The organism is Acidaminococcus massiliensis, from assembly GCF_900095825.1.
GTDB lineage: Bacteria > Bacillota > Negativicutes > Acidaminococcales > Acidaminococcaceae > Acidaminococcus > Acidaminococcus massiliensis.
Window position 1 is genome coordinate 949,975 of record NZ_LT608315.1, and the last position, 19,664, is coordinate 969,638.

At 52.1% G+C, this 19,664-nt stretch carries 20 protein-coding genes and 1 other annotated feature; of the genes, 15 read left to right on the top strand and 5 right to left on the bottom strand.

What is annotated here, in order from left to right:
- Window positions 1-22 precede the first annotated feature (22 nt).
- From BQ2657_RS04740 to BQ2657_RS04750, 3 genes are all read left to right on the top strand, one after another.
- Window positions 23-931: a protein-tyrosine phosphatase family protein gene (locus BQ2657_RS04740; RefSeq protein WP_075579604.1), complete on the top strand. Its 909-nt coding sequence runs from the start codon at window positions 23-25 to the stop codon at window positions 929-931.
- Between the two features lie 151 nt (window positions 932-1,082).
- A complete protein-coding gene (locus BQ2657_RS04745) occupies window positions 1,083-1,934 on the top strand; it encodes an aldo/keto reductase (protein WP_075579605.1) in 852 nt (283 codons plus the stop codon).
- A 201-nt stretch (window positions 1,935-2,135) separates the two neighbouring features.
- Window positions 2,136-3,050, top strand: a complete 915-nt coding sequence (locus BQ2657_RS04750; protein WP_232709004.1) for a LysR family transcriptional regulator — start codon at window positions 2,136-2,138, stop codon at window positions 3,048-3,050.
- 33 nt (window positions 3,051-3,083) lie between these two features.
- Here the strand turns inward: BQ2657_RS04750 and BQ2657_RS04755 are convergent, their stop codons facing one another.
- A complete protein-coding gene (locus BQ2657_RS04755) occupies window positions 3,084-4,244 on the bottom strand; it encodes an iron-containing alcohol dehydrogenase (RefSeq protein ID WP_075579606.1) in 1,161 nt (386 codons plus the stop codon).
- A gap of 368 nt (window positions 4,245-4,612) precedes the next feature.
- On the opposite strand from BQ2657_RS04755, the gene BQ2657_RS04760 reads away from it, so the two are divergent.
- The 3 genes from BQ2657_RS04760 (at window position 4,613) to BQ2657_RS04770 (ending at window position 7,156) form a co-directional block, all read left to right on the top strand.
- A complete protein-coding gene (locus BQ2657_RS04760; protein ID WP_075579607.1) occupies window positions 4,613-5,026 on the top strand; it encodes a MerR family transcriptional regulator in 414 nt (137 codons plus the stop codon).
- Between the two features lie 138 nt (window positions 5,027-5,164).
- Complete coding sequence (locus BQ2657_RS04765; protein WP_143224838.1) at window positions 5,165-6,130, top strand: alpha/beta hydrolase; 966 nt, start codon at window positions 5,165-5,167, stop codon at window positions 6,128-6,130.
- A gap of 30 nt (window positions 6,131-6,160) precedes the next feature.
- Window positions 6,161-7,156 (top strand): carboxymuconolactone decarboxylase family protein, encoded by a 996-nt coding sequence (locus BQ2657_RS04770; RefSeq protein WP_232709006.1) that lies wholly within the window; start codon window positions 6,161-6,163, stop codon window positions 7,154-7,156.
- 81 nt (window positions 7,157-7,237) lie between these two features.
- Here BQ2657_RS04770 and BQ2657_RS13590 read toward each other — a convergent pair whose 3' ends face one another.
- The 4 genes from BQ2657_RS13590 to cysE all read right to left on the bottom strand — a co-directional run bounded on the left by BQ2657_RS13590 (window position 7,238) and on the right by cysE (window position 10,658).
- The gene (locus BQ2657_RS13590) at window positions 7,238-8,113 is read right to left on the bottom strand and encodes an IS3 family transposase (RefSeq protein WP_408607744.1); all 876 of its coding nucleotides are present in this window, start codon (window positions 8,111-8,113) and stop codon (window positions 7,238-7,240) included.
- Window positions 8,080-8,658 carry a helix-turn-helix domain-containing protein gene (locus BQ2657_RS13595; protein ID WP_075578809.1) on the bottom strand — a complete coding sequence of 193 codons (579 nt, stop codon included), beginning with the start codon at window positions 8,656-8,658 and terminating at the stop codon, window positions 8,080-8,082. The genes BQ2657_RS13590 and BQ2657_RS13595 overlap by 34 nt, the downstream gene beginning before the upstream one ends.
- 146 nt (window positions 8,659-8,804) lie before the next feature.
- Entirely contained in the window at window positions 8,805-9,746 is a 942-nt protein-coding gene (gene cysK, locus BQ2657_RS04785) for a cysteine synthase A (protein WP_075579608.1), read from the bottom strand.
- Between the two features lie 213 nt (window positions 9,747-9,959).
- Window positions 9,960-10,658, bottom strand: a complete 699-nt coding sequence (gene cysE, locus BQ2657_RS04790) for a serine O-acetyltransferase (protein ID WP_075579609.1) — start codon at window positions 10,656-10,658, stop codon at window positions 9,960-9,962.
- Between the two features lie 41 nt (window positions 10,659-10,699).
- Window positions 10,700-10,919, bottom strand: a binding site (T-box leader).
- Window positions 10,920-11,058: 139 nt separating this feature from the next.
- On the opposite strand from cysE, the gene BQ2657_RS04795 reads away from it, so the two are divergent.
- The 9 genes from BQ2657_RS04795 to BQ2657_RS04835 all read left to right on the top strand — a co-directional run bounded on the left by BQ2657_RS04795 (window position 11,059) and on the right by BQ2657_RS04835 (window position 19,661).
- Entirely contained in the window at window positions 11,059-11,799 is a 741-nt protein-coding gene (locus tag BQ2657_RS04795; protein ID WP_075579610.1) for a L,D-transpeptidase, read from the top strand.
- 278 nt (window positions 11,800-12,077) lie between these two features.
- Window positions 12,078-12,512 carry a transcriptional regulator PerR gene (locus tag BQ2657_RS04800; RefSeq protein ID WP_187119173.1) on the top strand — a complete coding sequence of 145 codons (435 nt, stop codon included), beginning with the start codon at window positions 12,078-12,080 and terminating at the stop codon, window positions 12,510-12,512.
- A 139-nt stretch (window positions 12,513-12,651) separates the two neighbouring features.
- Entirely contained in the window at window positions 12,652-13,437 is a 786-nt protein-coding gene (locus BQ2657_RS04805) for an MBL fold metallo-hydrolase (RefSeq protein ID WP_075579611.1), read from the top strand.
- Window positions 13,438-13,451: 14 nt separating this feature from the next.
- Entirely contained in the window at window positions 13,452-14,585 is a 1,134-nt protein-coding gene (locus tag BQ2657_RS04810) for a S1C family serine protease (RefSeq protein ID WP_075579612.1), read from the top strand.
- On the top strand, window positions 14,582-15,064 hold the full coding sequence (gene rlmH / locus BQ2657_RS04815; RefSeq protein ID WP_075579613.1) for a 23S rRNA (pseudouridine(1915)-N(3))-methyltransferase RlmH: 483 nt from the start codon (window positions 14,582-14,584) through the stop codon (window positions 15,062-15,064). The genes BQ2657_RS04810 and rlmH overlap by 4 nt, the downstream gene beginning before the upstream one ends.
- Before the next feature lie 116 nt (window positions 15,065-15,180).
- On the top strand, window positions 15,181-16,305 hold the full coding sequence (locus tag BQ2657_RS04820; protein WP_075579614.1) for a DUF362 domain-containing protein: 1,125 nt from the start codon (window positions 15,181-15,183) through the stop codon (window positions 16,303-16,305).
- Between the two features lie 18 nt (window positions 16,306-16,323).
- Entirely contained in the window at window positions 16,324-17,070 is a 747-nt protein-coding gene (locus BQ2657_RS04825) for a metallophosphoesterase (protein WP_075579615.1), read from the top strand.
- Between the two features lie 246 nt (window positions 17,071-17,316).
- Window positions 17,317-18,510 (top strand): CaiB/BaiF CoA transferase family protein, encoded by a 1,194-nt coding sequence (locus tag BQ2657_RS04830; RefSeq protein WP_075579616.1) that lies wholly within the window; start codon window positions 17,317-17,319, stop codon window positions 18,508-18,510.
- Window positions 18,510-19,661 carry an amidohydrolase family protein gene (locus tag BQ2657_RS04835; RefSeq protein WP_083236173.1) on the top strand — a complete coding sequence of 384 codons (1,152 nt, stop codon included), beginning with the start codon at window positions 18,510-18,512 and terminating at the stop codon, window positions 19,659-19,661. Before BQ2657_RS04830 ends, BQ2657_RS04835 begins: the two co-directional genes overlap by 1 nt.
- The last annotated feature ends 3 nt before the right edge of the window (window positions 19,662-19,664 follow it).

Below are 19,664 nucleotides of genomic sequence, written 5' to 3' on the forward strand. Positions count from 1 at the left end.
GTGCAGAGGGAAGAGGGGTAAGATGAAGATTTGGAAAATCGTGACGGGGGTGCTGGTATTCAGCCAGATTTCTCTGGGGATGGTCCTGGCGGCAGCACCGTCTCTTGATAACATCGTCAAACCTTCCAAGGGCTATGTGTGGCGTCTGGATGCGGCCAACAAACTCCGGCTGCCCCGGTCCTGGCGGGTGGATGCCGCCAATCGCATGAGCGGCAGCGGCCAGCCTTCCATCCTGAATCTGGCGGCGCTGACCCAGGAACTGCAGAAACAGGGCATCCAGCCCAAACAGGTGATCCTGGTGGACCTGCGCCAGGAGGACCATGGATACCTGAACGGCGCGGCGGTAAGCTGGTACGGGGACAACAATTGGGCCAATGTGGGGAAATCCGATGCCGCCATCCGGCAGGAGGAAGCCCGGCGGCTGGAAAAGGAGGAAAACCGGGAAACATCCTACTACCATCTGGACAAAAAGAAAAAGCCCCATTATAAGGGAACGGAAAAAGTCCAGACGGCCCTGACGGAACAGCAGGCGGCGGCTCTGTTCGGCCTGGGCTATGCCCGGTTTGCCAGTACGGACCATACCTGGCCGGAACCGGAAGAAGTGGATGCCTTCCTCCAGTGGCAGAAATCCCTGCCGGGAGATGCCTGGCTCCATTTCCACTGCCAGGCCGGGAAAGGCCGGACCACCGCCTATATGATCATGCGGGATATCTGGCTCAACGGGCAGCAGGACAGCCTGGAAACCATCTGTTCCCGGCAGCATGCCCTGGGGGGACAGGATGTGCTCAACATGACCCATAAGGAAGGGTGGCGCCAGACCATCGACGACCACAAAATCTACCGGCTGAAGCAGTTCTATACGTATGTAAAAGAACTCCAACAGGGAAAAATCACCCAAAGCTGGACGGATTATCTGAAAGAGAATCCCTAAAAAAGGGGCTGCTGACTGTCGGCCGCTGACAATCTTTGAGGAAACTTATAACCTGCAGGTTACAGGCTGTTGCCAGAAGGAAACTTCTGGAGCGGCCTGTTTTCTTTTATAATGGGGCCAAAAGAAATCCTAAAGGAAAGGAAAGCAAATCATGGAACATGTTGTACTGAACAATGGGGTTGTCATGCCCCTGGAAGGGTTCGGGGTCTTCCAGATCCCGGATCCGGCGGAATGTGAAGAAGTGACCTGGGGAGCCCTTAAAGCCGGCTATCGGCTGCTGGATACGGCGGCCGCCTATGGCAATGAAGAAGCGGTGGGCCGTGCCATCCGGAAAAGCGGCATCCCCCGGGAAGAGATTTTTGTCACTTCCAAACTGTGGGTGCAGGATTACGGCTATGAAAAGGGCAAAGCCGGCCTGGAACAATCCCTGGAAAAACTGGGGCTGGATTATTTGGACCTGTATCTGCTCCACCAGCCGGTGGGAGATGTGCTGGGATCCTGGAAAGCCCTGGAAGAAGCCTATCAGGATGGAAAAATCCGGGCCATTGGGGTGGCCAACTTCTATCCGGCTCCCCTGGCGGATTTCTGTGAAACCGTGGAAATCCTGCCGGCGGTGGACCAGGTGGAACTCCATCCCTTCTTTGCCCAGCCCAAAGCCCTGGAAAACATGAAAGCCTATGGGGTGCAGCCCCAGGCCTGGGGACCGCTGGCTGAAGGAAAGCACAATATCTTCACCCATCCGGTGCTGACAGCCATTGGCCAAAAATACGGCAAGACAGCGGCCCAGGTGGCTCTTCGCTGGAATGTCCAGCGGGGGGTGTCCATCATCCCAAAATCCGTCCATTGTGACCGGATCAAACAGAATCTGGACATCTGGGATTTCCAGCTGACCGAAGAGGATATGGCCCAGATTGGAACCCTGGATCTGGGACACAGCGAAATCGTGGACCACGGGGATCCGGCCTTTATCCAGATGCTCCACCATTGGAAGATCCACTCCTGAAAATATGGCAGAAAGGAGGACGGGAACATGTTCTTTTCCAAAGAAGAAAAAGGGGCTCTTCAGGCCTATACCTTGAAAGTGTGCAGCCTTATCGTACTGCTGCTGACCCTGTCTTCCAAAAAATTCTGTTGAAAATAAAGGGAGAAGTTACTACCGGATAGAATAAGTTCTATAGAAACTCTATAGAAGGGGATGATTCCCGTGCCCAATCCGTTGTACAATCCCCAGATTCTCACCTTTCTGAAGGTGGCGGAAGCTGGCAGCTTCAATAAAGCGGCGGAAGACCTTCATATTTCTCCTCCTGCGGTGATCAAGCAGATCAATTTGCTGGAGGCGGCCCTGGATCTGCGGCTGTTCAGCCGGTCCCACCGGGGACTGGAACTGACCACAGCTGGGGAATCCTTGCTCCAGGATGCCCGGTATCTGATCCAGTACTGCCAGGATTCCGTCCAGCGGGCCCAGTCTGCCCGGCAGAAGGAGCAGAAGGTGATCCGGCTGGGGACCAGTCCCATGACTCCGGTGGATTTCCTGCTGGATCTGTGGCCCAAGCTCCAACAGGTCAGTGCGGATATCCAGTTCCACCTGATCCCCTATGACAATACCATTGAAAGTGCCCGGGAAATCCTGAAGAACCTGGGCCAGAACATCGATGTGGTGGCCGGGGTATTTGATGAAGGGATGTTCCATCTCCATGAATATTGTACCGGGCTGGCCATCCAGAAGCAGCCCATGGAAATCTATATGCCAGTGAACCATCCTCTGACGAAAAAATCCAACCTCACCTGGAAGGATCTGGAGGGAGAGACACTCTGTGTGATCCAGGCCGGATGGAGCAACCAGATGGACAAGCTCCGGGCGGAGATCACTCTCCGGCATCCTGGAGTGAAAATGCGGGACTTTCCCTTTTTCAATCTGGAAATCTTCAATGCCTGCGTCAACCAGGGCTGGCTGCTGGTGGGATTTCCCATCTGGGAAAACAGCCACCCGCTCCTGACCAGCCGCACCATGGACTGGGACTACGCCATGGATTACGGAATCCTGTACAATCCAATTCCTTCAAAACCGGTCCAATATTTCCTGAAAGCCCTGAAAAAGGTGCTGGAGCTGCCGGAGTGAAAGGGGCTGCTGCACATGCAACAGCCCCTTTTTTCATTCACACTCCAGCAGCACCTGGAGCAGTTCTTCTCGGGTGAATTTCTTCGGGCAGCCTCCGGTAAGGATGGTGGTATCTGCTATGGCCTTCAGATCCGTGTCTTCCGGGATGCCCAGTTCTCGGAAGCTGGTGGGGAGACCGATTTCCTTGATAAAGGCGGTCAGCTGGTCCACAAAGGCACTGGCCAGTTCTTCCTGGGACTTGCCTGCCGGCTCCACACCCCATACGTTCACGGCCAGCCGGGCAAACTGTCCGGCGGCTTCCGGCAGATAGTGGCGGTACAGCGCCGGATGGAGCACGGCCAGGCCTCTCCCATGATTGCAGTTGGTGTAAGCCCCCAGCTGGTGTTCCAGCATATGGCACTGGAAGTCTCCAGTCTTGCCAATCTTCAGGATACCGTTTTCTCCCATAGCAGCCGCCCAGAGCAGTTCGCTGCGGATCTGAGTATCCTGGGGATCCTGGAGGGTCTTCCGGATGTTCCGGATGATGTTCCGCTGACAGGCTTCGTTGATCTCATCAGAAAGATTCACCTCCCGGGGAGAACCCAGATAGGTTTCCATACAGTGGCTCAGGGAATCAAAGGCACCGGAAATCACCTGTCCCAGGGGCATGGTCAGGGTATAGGACGGATCCAGGATGGCGAAATCATAGAAAGCGCCCCAAAGTGGAGATTTGCTCTTTTTGGCTTCGTGGGTGATCACGGCCCCGTTGTTCATTTCAGCCCCGGTGCCAAAAGCTGTGACCACAGCCCCCATGGGCAGGAATTTCTCAGGCTGCTGGTGCTGGGCGTATTCATATTCCCAGATGTCTTCTTCCAGAAGAGCCTGGGCGGAAATGATCTTGCAGCAGTCCAGGACGGATCCGCCGCCTACGGCCAGGATAAAGTCGATTTTCTGTTCCCGGGCCAGACGGGCGCCTTCCTGGACCTTTTCGTAGGTGGGATTGGACATGATCCCGGAAAAATCGAAGACGGTTTTGCCGGCTTTTTTTAAGAGATCCGTCAGTTCTTCATAAACGCCGTTTCGTTTGATGGAACCGCCCCCATAGGCCAGCAGCACATTGGGGCCCACTTTGGCCAGTTCCGCCGGCAGGTTGGCAGGGGCGGCTCCTTTTCCAAAATAGGTTTTGACAGGGTAGCTGTAAGTAAATGCTTCCATGAGAATACTTCCTTCCTTTTGACCGGCAGCAGAACTGCCGGTGTTTTTTTGATTATCCTTTACTGTACGCTCCGGCAGCAACTACCGGTCAAGGACTTTTTTGAGAAATACCAGGACTTTTTTCTGGTGAGAACCCAAAGGCTTCTGCCCGTTAAACAGAGGAAAACTTCTGGAAATCCAGGATTTCCGTATAATGGAAACTGCGTTGGGGTGATGCTCCCCGGCTTTCCGGATCGATTACTGAAATCGGGGACAGGGAAAAAATAAAAAAAGCTCTTGACCGGTAGTACATACCGGATGGTACATTGGATATAACCTTTAAAGGAAACAGCCAAAGAACATTCTGCAGAACAAGGGAGTGACTGTCGATGTATACCATGAAACAGGCCTGTGAAGCTACGGGTCTTCCTTATGAAACCCTGAAATTCTACTGCAATGAGGGACTGATCCCCCATGTGAAACGGGACCGGCTGAACCGGCGGATCTTCAGCGAACACGATGTGGCCTGGATCAAAAGCCTGAAATGTCTGAAGGGCTGCGGACTCAGCATCCAGGAAATGCGGGAGTATCTGCAAATGTGCCTCCAGGGACCGGCATCCATTCCCAAACGGAAAAAAATGCTGAAGGAAAAAAGAAAAAATCTGGAGGAAAAGATCCAGGAAATCCAGGAATCCATTGCCTACATTGACTGGAAAGAAACGTTCTATGATGATGTGCTGTCGGGGAAAAAGCCCTATGTAAGCAACCTGCTGCCGGAATATGCAGAGGACAGTGAAAAATAAAGAAAAGACAAAAAGGAGGAAACTATAATGTTCTTCAGAAAGAAAATGGTGTTGACGGCTTTGCTGGCCATGGCTCTGGGGGTAACATCCCTGGCTTCTGCGGCTGCGGTGGACTGACCGGCGCCCAATCCCTACGGACTGGTGTACCGGGGAGCCGTTACGAAAAATGAAGCGGGTAAGGTGAACATCCATCCTGTCCATTACAACCTGAATGGGAACCAGATTGCGGCCAATGTGTATACCCAGGCCGGTTATACCAAAGACGGGAAGTACGCAGCCATCGTGGTGGCCCATCCCAACGGGGGCGTGAAGGAACAGGTAGCCGGACTGTACGCCCAGCGGCTGGCGGAAAACGGGTATGTGACCATTGCTGCGGACGCTACCTTCCAGGGGGCTTCCGGCGGGGAACCCCGGCACAAGGATGTGCCTTACTTTCGGACGGAAGACATCCATGGTATGGTGGACTTCATTTCCCAGTATCCCGGAGTGGATAAGACCCAGATTGGGGCCCTGGGCATCTGCGGCGGAGGCGGTTACACCCTGAATGCGGCCAAATCGGACAAACGGATGAAGGCTGTGGCCACCATCAGCATGTTCAACAGCGGCCGGGTCCGCCGGGAAGGGTTCTTGGACGGCCAGAAGGATACGGTGCAGCAGCGTCTGAAGGCGGCTTCCGATGCCCGGCAGACCGCTTTGGAAACCGGGAAGGAACCCATTTCCGGCCATCTGGACTTTGATTCCATTACGGAAGAAAGCCTGAAGAAGATTCCCACGGACCTGTATCGGGAAGGGATGGTCTATTATGGACAGACCCACCGCCACCCCAATTCCACTTTTGACTATACCACCAGCAGCCTGACGGAACTGATGGCCTGGGATGCCACCGATCAGATCGACCTGATCAACGTGCCCCTGCTGATGATTGCCGGCAGCAAAGCGGACACCTTGTACATGACCCAGGATGCCTTCCAGAAAGCCACCGGGACCCAGGACAAGGAACTGTTTGAAATCCCTGGAGCCACCCACATCCAGACCTATTATGTGCCCAGCTATGTGAACCAGGCTGTCAACAAACTGGTGGGCTTCTATGGACGGACTCTCTGAGGAGACAGGGGAAGAGAAAGGAAAAACAGCATGAGAAAGTTTTTTTTCGGGATGTTCCTGGCCATAGGGCTGCTGACCTTTGCTGGAGGGTGTCTGGGCAGTGCAGCTGCCCGGGAACTGCCGGTCCCTCCTGAATCGGCTCAGGTGGAGCAGGCCCTGAGAGGGGTACCGGGAGCTATCTTCCCAGTCGGGAATTACAATGCCGCCAACAAGGACCATTTTACCGGTCCCAGTTATGCAGCGGCTCTGACTGCCAGCACCCTGGACGGATACAGCCGGGCAGAGGAGGCCCGGAAGACTTACGCCCAGATGATGGGCAAACAGGCAATGGGACTGGAAAAGACGGACCCGGAATTGGATGGCCTGATGAAGAAATACATTTACGGGGACATTGCCCGGCAGGCCAAACTATCCTCCCGGGATCAGCATCTGATCACCCTGGCGGTGCTGGTGACCCAGCAGAACCAGAGCCTTTTGGGAAAAAATGTCCAGGGGGCCCTCCAGGATGGGGTGAAGCCCATTGAAATCCGGGAAACATTGTATCAGCTGGCTCCCTACATCGGCTTCGGCCGAGTAGCGGATGCCATGGAAACGGTGAACGGGGTGTTTCGGAAGAATGGAGTGGCCCTGCCTCTCCCAGCCGATGGGACCACCACCGATGCTGACCGGTTCGAAAAAGGGCTGGCTTTCCAGGTGGGGACCTATGGGGAACGGATCAACCAGATGCGGGCGAATACCCCGGAAGAGCAGAAGCACCTTCAAGATGACTTGTCTGCTTTCTGCTTCGGAGATATCTATACTCGGAAGAACTTGGATCTGAAGACCCGGGAAATGATCACCGTGGCGGCCATAGGCACCATGGGTACTGGGGAACCCCAGTTCACTTCTCACGTGAGAGGTCTCTTGGCTGCCGGAGCTACCCGCGAAGAAGCCATCGGCGTCATTACAGTGATGAATCCCTATATCGGATTTCCCCGGACCCTGAACTGTCTGAAGAATGCCAATGGGGTGTTTAGTGGTAAATAAAAGAGGCTGTGAAGAAAATTGATGTGACTCCAAAAAGTTAGACCTTAGTAACGAGATGGTTTTTACTGTCTCGTTACTTTTTTATGCTGCCAGCAAAGAAAGCCTGTATTGAACAGGACTTTTCCAGCCCAGTTTTTCCTTGATCCTTTGTTCGTTATAGTATTTGATGTATCGTTCGATAGCGGCTCTTAGTTCTTCGTAGCTGTAGTAGATCACTCCATAATACATTTCCTGTTTCATTAAGCCGAAAAAGTTTTCCATTACAGCGTTATCATGACAGTTACCCTTTCGAGACATGCTCTGAAAAATTCGTTCTTTTTTTAGTTTCCTGGTATAGGCCTTCATTTGGTATGCCCAGCCCTGATCGGAGTGAAACGTTCTTCGATATGGACAATCAGCAGTAATTTCGATTGCTTCAGCTTGAGCTTCCAGTATGCTTTCAGCCGAAGGACGTTTGGCTATTCCATAGCTGATGATTTCATCATCGAACATGTCCAGGAAAGGATCCAGATAAAGCTTGTGCAGGGTCAGATGTCCCTGTGTATCTACTTCATAATATTTGAATTCTGAAGTATCGGTCGTAATCTTCTGATGTGGGATATTCGTCTCAAAACGACGATGTATTCTATTCGGAGCAATGGTCCCTACCTTACCCTTATAGGAACTGTATTTACGGCTTTTCCGGGTAAAGGATGTTACCTGAAGGCTCAGTTTCTGCATGATACGTTGAACTTTCTTCTTGTTCACGCAAATCCCTTGATTCTTCAGCTCACCGGTCATGCGCCGATATCCATAATCTTTATGCTGGCTGCGGATTTCCTGTATTTTGTCCTCTACTTCCTGGTCTGGATTCACGCGGTCAAACCGTTTCTGCCAGTACATATAGGTCGCTTTGGGCATTTGAGTATAGGAGAGAAGGTCTTTCAATTTGAATGATCTTCGGAGACTGGAGATGATTTTCGCAACTCTCTCATTTTTGCTTCGTCCTCTAAACGCAGTCTCCTCAGTTCTTTTAAAAAAGCATTCTCTATACGGAGTTTAAGATTTTCATCCTCTAACTCCTTGACATGTTCCACACTGATGTCGACCATCGGCTGCTGAACCTGGGTATCTGTTTTTTTGGTTTGAGATTTGTTCAAAGTTCTCTTCCTGCCTTTTTTATGTGACCGTAAAGCATCTGGTCCCGCAATTCTAAATTCATTGACCCATCTGGCAATCATTGATGGGTTGTTGATCCCTACTTGAATTGCTAGTTCCTGATATGAGATTTCATTTGTTAAGTAAGACTCTACCACAGAAAGTTTTTCTTTGAAAGAGTATATTTTTTGAGAGCGGGATCTTTTCAGTCCATCATCACCAAATGCCTTGTAAGCAGCAACCCACTTTAGCAGCTGGCTGCTACTTGCCATCCCATATTTACGTGAAATAGAAATACACCCTTCGTCACTGTTCAAATATTCCAGTACTATTTTTTTCTTAAATTCATAGCTGTGTTTTGCCATAAAAAACTGACCCCCAATTGTTAGATTTTTGGTCTAACAATTGGGGGTCAGCTCAAATCGATTTCTTCACAGCCTCTTTTGGTCGCGGGTCGCGAGCCGTGAGCCGCGGCCCGTGACCGGGGTGTGAATCTTTTCACACCCCTTTTTTAGTCTTCCTTCTTCAAAAATCCAGGAGTGGTCAGATACCGGTCTCCGTTGTCCGGCAGCAGCACCACCAGGGTCTTGCCTTTGTTTTCCGGCCGTTTGGCCACTTCTACGGCAGCATACAGGGCAGCCCCGCCGGAAATCCCGATCAGGAACCCTTCATGATGGATGAAGTCCCGTGCAGTTTCGTAGGCTTGGTCCGTAGTGGAAGTGAGGATCTCATCGTAAATCTTGGTGTTCAGGGTCTTGGGCAGGAAGTTGGTGCCGATGCCCTGGATCTTGTGGGGACCGGGTTTGCCCTGGCTCAGCAGAGGAGAATCCGCCGGTTCCACAGCCACCACTTTTACGGAAGGTTTCTTTTCCTTCAAATATTCCCCAACACCGGTCAGGGTACCGCCGGTACCCACACCGGCTACGAAAATATCCACTGCACCGTCGGTGTCTTCATAGATTTCCGGGCCCGTAGTGGCTTTGTGGGCTGCCGGGTTGGCCGGGTTGTCGAACTGTTCCGGGATGAAGCTGCCGGGGATGGAGGCGGCCAGTTCCTTGGCTTTTTCCACAGAACCAGCAATGCCTTTCTTGGCTTCCGTCAGCACCACTTCAGCACCGTAGGCGGCAATCATGTTCCGCCGTTCAATGGACATGGTTTCCGGCATCACCATGATGGCCCGGTAGCCTTTCATGGCTGCTACAGCTGCCAGGCCAATGCCCGTGTTGCCGCTGGTGGGCTCGATGATGACGCCGCCTTTTTTCAGCACGCCCCGTTTTTCCGCATCTTCGATCATGGCCTTGGCAATCCGGTCCTTGGCGGAGCCAGCCGGGTTGAAGCTTTCCAGCTTCACCAGCAGACGGGCCTGGAGGTTCTTGTCCGCTCCGAACTTCACCGGTTCCAGCAGAGGGGTATGGCCAATCAGATCCAATACACTTGTATAAATTTTAGACATAATGATCTCTCCTTTGATTCCATAAATTTAAAGTCTGTCAATCAACAGCTACTTTCTCAACTTGCTCTCCAGGGAACTTCAACATCGGGGTCCCTGGGGCTTTTTCCACCAATTTTGCGGCAAAGTGAAAACCTCCTTTTCCAAGGAAAATACTAGGATATCCGTCTCGAAAAAAAGTACCGGAGCACTTTTTTTCGGAAGTTGGCTGAATGATCAGCGGAAATTGACAACCTGTTTCAGGGCTGGGCCTTCCTGCTGGGCCCGCAGGTCGCTGACCTGCCGTTTTAGCAGGGCTACTTGCTTTTCCAGGGCGGCGATCTGGTCTTCGATAGGGTCCGGCAGCCGGTTGTGGTTCAGGTCCACATCCCGTTCGGAATGGGCCGGGGCCACCCGCACGCCTTTCCGGGCTACCACATGGCCTGGGATGCCTACCACAGTGGCATAGGGAGGGACTTCTTTCAGCACTACGCTGCCAGCACCGATCTTGGCTCCTTCTCCCACCGTAAAAGAACCCAGGACTTTGGCACCGCAGGCCACCACCACATAGTCTCCGATGGTGGGGTGCCGCTTCCCTTTTTCTTTTCCGGTGCCGCCCAGGGTCACTCCCTGGTAAAGGGAAACATTATTGCCGATGATGGTGGTTTCCCCGATGACAATGCCGGAACCATGATCGATGAAGAGTCCTTCCCCGATCTGAGCACCGGGATGGATCTCGATACCAGTCAGGAGCCGGGCCAGAGTGGAAATGAGCCGAGCCGTGACGAACCAGGATCTTTGATAAAAGAAATGGGAAATCCGATAGGCCCAGATGGCGTGGAGTCCGGAATAGCAAAGCAGGACTTCCAGGGTATTCTTTACGGCCGGATCCCGTTGTTTGATGACTCGGATATCATTGCGCATGGATGCAAACATAAGTCTTTCCTCCCCTTTGGACACAAAAAAGACCGCCTCCTCACAGAGGCGATCTTCTCGCGGTTCCACTCTGATTGCAGCTGGATCCCAGCTGCCACTCATACCGATAACGGCGGCTCCCCGGAAGACCCTACTTTTTTTTCAGGCCTTCGGCTCCCAAAGGCATTCCATCTCCTCAAGCTTCGGCGCAAACTTTCAGCCGGTGATTCGCGCTCTCTGTGCCACTTTTTGAAGTGTACTTGTTTTGGTCATTGCCTTACGATTTTCAACGTTGCTTGTATAGTAATCTTTTTCGATACACTTGTCAAGAGGAATTTCTAAAAAATTTAAAGTCCGGGGATTGCAGGGAGATACGGCGGATGGTATCATAAGGCTTACATGAAGAAAGAGGGATTGTTTTATGGACGGAAAGCAAAAGGGGACGGAAAGGTCCCAGAACCGCAGAAGAAAGGGAATCATGCTGGGAGTCTGCACCTTGGTCTTTTTAGGGGTGCTGCTTACGGGCTGTTTTGCCCTGGGTTATAAAGGGGTGGGGGCGCCGGGTCCCACCGTGCCGGTAAAGAAGCCGGCAGCCAACCAGACGGATACGATGAAAAAAGATGCCTCCGGACTGCCGGAACAGAAGGAAACCCCAGTGGAAAGCCTCCAAAAAAAGCATGAAAATCCTCAGCAGACCGCACCCCAGCCTGCAGCAGTGCAGCCTCTGGAACAGGGAAAGAAATATTCCATCCTGATCGATAAAAGTGATCATAAACTGTATGTGAAGGACGGAGATACAGTAGTCCGGACCTGGGGCTGTGCCATTGGGAAAGGCGGCCTGGGCCAGAAGGAACGGCGGGGAGACAATATGACGCCTGTAGGGACTTTTGCCATCGACGAAATCGATGATGCTTCCGGCTGGACCCATGATTTCGGAGACGGCAACGGAGAGATCCAGGGAGCATATGGGCCTTGGTTCCTGAGCCTGGATACGGAAGACCTGAGCCAGGGCAATTGGGACGGTATCGGAATCCACGGGACCCATGACCCAGCTTCTATTGGCACGGATGCTTCGGAAGGCTGCGTCCGTTTGGACAACAGCCATCTCCGGGAACTGGAAAAGGTGGCCTATGTGGGGATGCCGGTGACTATCCAAGATTAAAAAAAGATATTCATTGGCTGTCCATCTGCAAAGACGCAATGATCCTTCCAAGTCCGTAAAGTTTTACTGACTTGGAATGGATTTTATTTTTTTTATTTGAAGCAGGGACGCGTAAGGGAAATGTAAAATATTTAATAACTATTATTGAAAAGGCAAAAATCAACGCTGTATCCGGCTTTCTGAAAAATAAAAAATAGTTGACAAAAACCATTTAAAAAGCTATATTAATTATAGTAATCATTATCAAAAAGTGTAATTAAAATAAGGGAACGGAGGTGTTGATTACGTTAACTGCTGCAGAACTGGCGAAATTGCTCCGGGACAACGGCTGCAAAGTAACGCCTCAGAGACTGGCTGTCTATGATATGCTGGCCCATACAACGGAACATCCTACGGCAGAGATGATCTATAACAAAGTGAAGGAGAAATATCCTACCATGAGCTTTGCGACGGTCTATAAATCCGTGGAAATCTTCAGCAAGCTGCATGTGATCCAGGTGCTGAACACCGGGGAGGACAGCTTCCGGTATGATGCAAACGTGATGGAACATCCGCATATCCGCTGCATGAAATGCGGGAAGGTCTGTGATGTGCCCCATCTGGATGCCAAAGCCATTGAGGATATGGTGGCAAAGGAAACGGGCTTCACTGTCCAGGGCCATCAGTTTTACTTCTATGGCTTATGTGCGGACTGCCAGCCTGAGAAGAACTGAATTTCAGAGGAAAAAATGCCGGACTCCTGGAGAGTTCGGTGTTTTTTTACATTTCTTTCAGGGTTTTTGCTATAATAGTAAGTATAATAGCGGGGTATGAGAAGGGCGCCCCGACATTTTTGTATAGAACGGTGTTGCCATGACGATGACTGATTTTGAAGTGGATGTACTGGCCAGCGGGAGCAGGGGGAATTCCACCCTGATCCGGGCCGGCCAGACGGCGATCCTGATCGATGCAGGGATTTCTTGCCGGCGGATTGTCCAGGGACTGAAGGATTGTGGCTTGGAACCGGAGGACCTCAGCGGGGTATTCCTGACCCATGAACACCGGGACCATATTGCCGGATTGGATGTATTTGCCCGGCATTACAGTACGGTCCCGATCTTTGCCAATGAAAGGACTTGGGCCCAGCTCCCTGTAAGACGGCTGCTGCCCCGGCCTCAGGTGCGGGTGATTCCCCGGAGCTGCAGCATGGGGAACCTGCGGATCGAACCGTTCCGGATCCCTCATGACGCAGCCGATCCGGTGGGGTATGAAATCTTCCATGGAGACGAAAAATGCACCTATCTGACGGACTGCGGGATCATCACAAAAACCGTGGAACTGGCGGCAGAAGGTGCAGCGGTCATGGTCCTGGAAGCCAATCATGATGAGGACATGCTGCGCCACGGTCCTTATCCACCGGCCCTGCAGAAGCGGATCTTGGGGAAAGAAGGCCATTTGTCCAACCGGACGGCGGGACAGTTCCTCACTTCCCTGGCGGAACCGCCGGCAGAAGTGTTCCTGGCCCATCTCAGTGAAAAGAACAATACGCCGGATATTGCGTACCAGACTGTGCGGGATGTACTCCGGGAGTGTCCCCGTACCAGGGAAATCCAGCTGTATGTAGCCCAGCAGCAGGAAATGGTCAGCAATGTCCGCTGAAGAGGAGTGGAATCATGAAACATACCATTACGAAGAAAACCTTGAGCATGCTGGTGGCTCTTTCTCTCAGCGCCAGCTTCCTGACGGCTGGGTGCGGCCTGGCCAGCAACAAGCCAGCCAGTAAGACCGAAACGAAGCCGGCTGTATCCACCCAGGAACAGCAGACCAAGAAAGCTGAAGCCAGCATGAGTGCGGCCCGGAATACCCCCATCGTCCAGGCTGCCAAGAAAGTGGGACCGGCTGTGGTAGGGATCACCAACAAGGCACTGGTCCGGGATTATTTCAATCGGACCCAGCTGGTGGAACAGGGCAGCGGATCCGGGGTCATCTACAGCAAGGATGGCCTCATTGCCACCAACAACCATGTGGTGGCTGGGGCCCAGGAAATCGTGGTGAGCCTGCCTGACGGAAAGACCTACAACGGGAAGGTGCTGGGGACGGACCCCAATACGGATCTGGCGGTGGTGAAAATCGATGCGGATGAGGAACTGCCGGTGGCGGAATTCGGGGATTCTGACTCCCTGATGGTGGGCGAACCGGCCATTGCCATCGGGAACCCGCTGGGCATGGAATTTCGGGGCAGTGTGACCGCAGGGGTCATCAGCGCCCTGAACCGTTCCCTGGATATGGGGGAACGGCGCTTCCGGCTGATCCAGACCGACGCCGCCATCAATCCGGGGAATTCCGGGGGGGCCTTGGTGAATGCGGACGGCCAGGTCATCGGCATCAACAGCGCTAAAATCGCCGCTTCCGGCGTGGAGGGCATCGGATTTGCCATTCCTATCAATGAAGCCAAGCCCATCTTGAAGGAATTGGCGGAAAAAGGACGGGTGGTCCGTCCCTATCTGGGGGTCAGCCTGTTGGATCAAACCCTGGCGCAGCGTCTGGGCTTTGATCTGGACCTGAGAGGAGGGCTGTTCGTCGTAAAGATGTTTCAAGACGGCCCTGCATATCGTGGAGGCATTCGGCCAAATGATATTATCGTTAAGTTCAATGGTGCTAAGGTGGATTCTGTAGCCGCCCTGCGGGACGCTTTGGGTAAATGCCAGGTGGGGCAGCAGGTGCCTGTGACCATCCTCCGGGGGGACGAAGAGGTCAATAAGATCGTGACCCTGACGGAAATACCCCAGCAGAACAGCCAGCAATGATTCGGATCACGCTGGCCTGCGCAGGCAAACTGAAAGAAAATTATCTCCGGGAGGCGGAACAGGAGTTCACCAAACGGCTGGGTGCCTACTGCCAGCTGGAAACCCGCTGCATCCCGGAGGAGAAGATGCCGGAGAATCCGTCTCCGGCGGTGAAGGAACAGGTGCTGGAGAAGGAAACGGAACGGATCTTGAAACTGATCCCAGAACACAGTTTTGTGGTCCTCCTGGACCTTCGGGGGAAGGAAATCTCGTCTCCCCAGCTGGCGGAAAAAATGGAACAGTGGATGGTGGAAGGGGTCAGCCATCTGACCTTTGTGATCGGGGGACCTTTTGGCTACACGGATGCCCTGCGGAAGCGGGCAGATTTCCGGTGGAGCTTCTCACCCCTCACCTTCACCCACCAGATGATCCGGATCTTGCTTTTGGAGCAGATCTACCGGGCCTTCAAGATCATGCGGAAAGAAAAATACCATCACTGAAAAAGACCGGACTGGAACCTGCAGGTTGTGCGGAACCCGAGAGGGACCAGCCCGGCTTTTTGGAAAAAAGCGGATAGCGGGAGTGCTCCCGGTTATCCAGTAAGGGGAGAGAAAAAATGGAAAAGGCAAAAGTGTATTTTACGGATTTTCGCTGTCCGGTGGGCACCAGCGCCCTGGACAAGCTCCAGCGGCTGTGTAAGGCGGCCCATATGGGAGATATCGACTTCCAGGGGAAATTCACGGCCATCAAGATGCATTTCGGGGAACTGGGGAATTTGGCTACCATCCGGCCTCAGTATGTAAAAGCTGTAGCAGACCTGGTAAAAGAATGGGGCGGCAAACCCTTCCTTACCGACTGCAACACCCTGTATCCCGGCAGCCGGAAGAACGCTCTGGATCATCTGGATTGTGCAGCCCTCAATGGGTACAACACCATTACCACTGGGTGCCAGGTGATCATCGGGGATGGACTGCGGGGCACTGATGAAGTGGAAGTACCGGTTCCCGGAGGGGAGTACATCCAGAAGGCCAAAATCGGCCGCGCCGTCATGGATGCGGATGTATTCATCAGCCTGGCCCATTTCAAAGGCCATGAAGCCACTGGGTTCGGTGGAGCGGTGAAGAACGTGGGCATGGGCTGCGGCAGCCGGGCCGGGAAGATGGAACAGCATTCTTCCGGGAAACCCAAGGTGGATGAAAAGCTTTGCCGGGGCTGTGGCCGCTGTGCCAAAGAATGCGGCAGTGACGCCATTTCTTACATTGATCACAAAGCCCACATCGATGAAGAAAAATGCGCCGGCTGCGGCCGCTGCATCGGTGCCTGTGGGTTCGATGCCATCCAGAGCGTCCAGTGGGATGCCAACGAGCTGTTGGACCGGAAAATGGCGGAATACGCCTTGGCAGTGGTCCATGGCCGTCCCTGCTTCTACATCAATATGGTGATGGACATTTCTCCCAACTGTGACTGCCACGGGGAAAACGACGCTCCCATCCTGCCCAATATCGGTATGTTCGCTTCCTTTGATCCCATCGCCCTGGACCAGGCCTGCGCCGATGCCTGCCAGAAGGCACAGCCTTTGCCTAACAGCCAGCTGGCGGACCATCTGGCCCGGAAGGGCTGGGAATGCCATCACGATCATTTCCTAGACAGTAATCCCCGGGTAGACTGGGCCACTACCTTGGAACACGGAGAAAAGATCGGGCTGGGGACAAGAGCGTATGAATTGGTGAAATTGAAGTAAGAAAAGGGGATGGAACAGATGGCACTTTTTGCGTTGGGGGATCTTCATCTGGCTTTTCAGCGGCCGGAGAAATCCATGGACGCCATGGGGCCCATCTGGGTCCGCCACGAAGAAAAAATCTGGAAAAACTGCCAGGATCTGATCAAACCGGAGGACACCCTGGTGCTGGTAGGGGATCATTCCTGGGGCCGGAAATTGTTCCAGTGCCGGGAGGATCTGGCTTTCATCGCCCGTCTTCCAGGCCGGAAGATCCTCGTCCGGGGAAATCATGATATGTTCTGGGAAGCCCAGAAAACAGATGTGCTGAATACGGAATATGCCGGAAAACTGTTCTTCCTCCAGAATAATTTTGCGGCTTATGGAGAGTATGCCCTGGTAGGGACCAAAGGCTTCACCTTCGAAGGGCCTTTCCTGATCAACCGTTTTACCGGAGAAGTGTTGAGCTGGGACCAAGATGCGGAAAAACATGCTCAGAAACTGGTACGGCGGGAAGCCATCCGGTTGGAAGATTCTTTCCGGCAGGCTTGGGAAGCGGGTTACCGGAAGTTCCTGGTGTTCCTTCACTATCCGCCCACCAATATCCTGGAAGAGGACAGCGTCTTTACCCGGATGGCGGAGAAATACGGAGCGGAACAGGTGATCTATGCCCACTGCCATGGGAAGAATCAGTTCCAGGACAGTATCCTGGGTTTCCACAATGGAATCCGGTATCGGCTGGTCTCTGGAGACTACCTGGACTTCCGGCCAGAAAAAATCTTGGATTGAAAACTGTTTTTAAGAGGAAAACAAAAAATGGGGATGTGAAAATATGAAGGATTATTTTTTCACATCCCCGTTTTTTATACTCCTAATGGCAAAAATAATTTGCAATATTAAATTTACTATTGCTTTTCAGTTGCTGCGAATTTGGATATAGTAGGATTGTAAACAAAAAGATAAAATTTGCGGAGCGCGCAGCAAATTTTACTGAATACAATAAGGAATCTGGTAATGGAACAAGGAGGAGGACATATGCAGAAACAGGCACTGGAAGGTGTGCGGGTACTGGATATCGCCACGGTCATTGCTGCTCCCTGGGCAGCAGGGCTTTTGGCAGATTTTGGGGCAGAAGTCATTAAAGTGGAAATGACGGGACGGGGAGATGCGTTCCGGGCCATGGGGCCTTTGAAGGATGGGAAGAGCATCCGCTGGCCCAGTATGGGAAGAAACAAAAAAAGCGTGACCTTGGATTTCCACTACGAAGAAGGGAAACAGCTTTTCCTAGATCTGGTCAAAAAAAGCGACGTGGTCATTGAAAATTTCAAGACAGGGACCCTTGAAAAATGGGGGATCGGTGTGGAGAAAATGCGGGAAGTCAACCCGGATATCATCGTGACCCATGTAACAGGCTACGGCCAGACCGGACCCTACAGAAAATTGGCCGGGTTGGGAACCCCGCTGCAGGCATTTTCCGGCTACACCTATATGCAGGGATATCCGGACCGCCCCCCTGTAAGCCCTCCTTTTGCCCTGGCAGATTATGTGGCCGGCCTTTATGCGGCGTTCGGGACCATGATGGCTCTGTATCATCGGGATGTCCTGAAAGGAAAAGCCCAGGAAATCGATGTGAGCCTGTATGAAGGGATTTTCCGCATGGAAGAAGCTATGGTTGCCGAATATGATCTGATGGGCAAGATCAGACAGCGCAGTCCCATGCCCAGCGGAGCGTCTTGCCCCATTGGGACCTTTGAAACGGGAGACAACAAATATGTCATCATCGTCTGCAGCACCAACCCGGTGTTCGAACATCTCTGCGATGCCATGGAAAAACGGGAAGAATGGCTGCCCAAATATGCCCTGGCCAAAGACCGTCTGGCGGATCCTAAACCCATTATGGACGCGGTGACCGCCTGGGTCAAGAACCATACCTTTGACGAACTGAAAGAGAAATGCAGCAAAGCCGGAGTCCCGATTTCCACCATATACAATATCAAAGACTGTTTCGAGGATCCTCAGTATCAGGCCCGTCATGATATCGTAGACGTTCCCTGCGAGGAATTCGGCCATGTGAAGATGCCGGGCATCGTACCCGTGCTGAGCGAAACGCCGGGCAGCATCCGGTGGCCAGGACAGAAACTGGGTTCGGCCAATGAGGAAGTATACGGGAAACTGCTGGGGCTCAGTGAAGAAAAACTGCAGGAACTGAAGGACAAGAAGATTATTTAATGAGCATAAAAGAGGGGAAAATGAGCCAACTAGATTATTTAATCCAAGGCGGCCGTGTTATTGACACGACCCGGAATATTGATGAAATCCAGGACATTGGTATTCAAGACGGGAAAATTACAGCTGTACAGGGAAAGGATGCCAAAGAAATAATCGACGCCAGTGGGTGCATAGTCACCCCTGGGTTGATTGATTTCCATTGTCATATTGGATCTAAAATCTCAGATTTGGGACTTGTAGGAGAAGCAACTTATTTTCCTACTGGTGTTACGACTGTAGTTGATGCTGGAACATCGGGTACGGCAAATTACGAAGCTTTTCGGGCTTTTACGTTATCAAGCAGACTGCGAGTGAAAGCTTTTTTGAATGTATCTCCCACTGGCTTGAGCACGACTGCGTATCATGAAAATCTTGACCCGGGTAAATTTCAGACCTCTAAAATTATGTCTTTTTTAAGTAAATATGGAGATCAATTACTCGGCTTAAAAGTAAGACAGAGCACGGAATTGGTTGAGGGCAGAGGATTAGAGCCTATGAAGGCAATGCTCCAAATCGCAGAAAAAATGCATTGTCCAGTCGTGGTCCATACTACGAATCCACCGGTTCCAGTGGAACAGATTGCCCAGCTATTACGGCCAGGAGATGTGTATGCGCACGTATATCAAGGCAAAGGAGAATGTGTAGTACGTGATGGAAAAGTTGTTCCTGAAATAATCGAGCATCAAAAACGAGGAATTATTTTTGATGCAGCCAATGGTGTAAACCATTTTAGCCTCAAAGTAGCAAAAACTTGCCTGTTACAAGGCCTTTTACCAGATATTATTAGCACCGACCTAACGACTAAAAGCGTATATGCACCCGGAAAAGTGTTTTCCCTTCCTTACATTATGTCGAAATATCTTGCATTAGGTCTATCCTTCCCCCAAATCATCCGTAGAGTAACAACAAATCCGGCACGGTTCTTAAAAGAAGGACTAAACCTTGGAAGCTTGGAGGAAGGGACATGTGCTGACATTGCAATTCATCGTATCATCCCGCATTCGGTCTATTTTAGTGATTTTGAAGGGGAAAAAATAAACGGAGAAGAATTAATTCGTACAGAACTTACTATGCGGGATGGGAAAGTGGTCTATCGACAAATAGACTTTTAAATT

Bases quoted from the DNA above. Each gene is read 5' to 3' on its own strand.
- BQ2657_RS04740 (WP_075579604.1), top strand. From the start codon at position 23: ATGAAGATTTGGAAAATCGTGACGGGGGTGCTGGTATTCAGCCAGATT.
- BQ2657_RS04745 (WP_075579605.1), top strand. From the start codon at position 1,083: ATGGAACATGTTGTACTGAACAATGGGGTTGTCATGCCCCTGGAAGGG.
- BQ2657_RS04755 (WP_075579606.1), bottom strand. From the start codon at position 4,244: ATGGAAGCATTTACTTACAGCTACCCTGTCAAAACCTATTTTGGAAAA.
- BQ2657_RS04760 (WP_075579607.1), top strand. From the start codon at position 4,613: ATGTATACCATGAAACAGGCCTGTGAAGCTACGGGTCTTCCTTATGAA.
- BQ2657_RS04770 (WP_232709006.1), top strand. From the start codon at position 6,161: ATGAGAAAGTTTTTTTTCGGGATGTTCCTGGCCATAGGGCTGCTGACC.
- BQ2657_RS13595 (WP_075578809.1), bottom strand. From the start codon at position 8,658: ATGGCAAAACACAGCTATGAATTTAAGAAAAAAATAGTACTGGAATAT.
- cysK (WP_075579608.1), bottom strand. From the start codon at position 9,746: ATGTCTAAAATTTATACAAGTGTATTGGATCTGATTGGCCATACCCCT.
- cysE (WP_075579609.1), bottom strand. From the start codon at position 10,658: ATGTTTGCATCCATGCGCAATGATATCCGAGTCATCAAACAACGGGAT.
- BQ2657_RS04795 (WP_075579610.1), top strand. From the start codon at position 11,059: ATGGACGGAAAGCAAAAGGGGACGGAAAGGTCCCAGAACCGCAGAAGA.
- BQ2657_RS04805 (WP_075579611.1), top strand. From the start codon at position 12,652: ATGACGATGACTGATTTTGAAGTGGATGTACTGGCCAGCGGGAGCAGG.
- BQ2657_RS04810 (WP_075579612.1), top strand. From the start codon at position 13,452: ATGAAACATACCATTACGAAGAAAACCTTGAGCATGCTGGTGGCTCTT.
- rlmH (WP_075579613.1), top strand. From the start codon at position 14,582: ATGATTCGGATCACGCTGGCCTGCGCAGGCAAACTGAAAGAAAATTAT.
- BQ2657_RS04820 (WP_075579614.1), top strand. From the start codon at position 15,181: ATGGAAAAGGCAAAAGTGTATTTTACGGATTTTCGCTGTCCGGTGGGC.
- BQ2657_RS04825 (WP_075579615.1), top strand. From the start codon at position 16,324: ATGGCACTTTTTGCGTTGGGGGATCTTCATCTGGCTTTTCAGCGGCCG.
- BQ2657_RS04830 (WP_075579616.1), top strand. From the start codon at position 17,317: ATGCAGAAACAGGCACTGGAAGGTGTGCGGGTACTGGATATCGCCACG.
- BQ2657_RS04835 (WP_083236173.1), top strand. From the start codon at position 18,510: ATGAGCATAAAAGAGGGGAAAATGAGCCAACTAGATTATTTAATCCAA.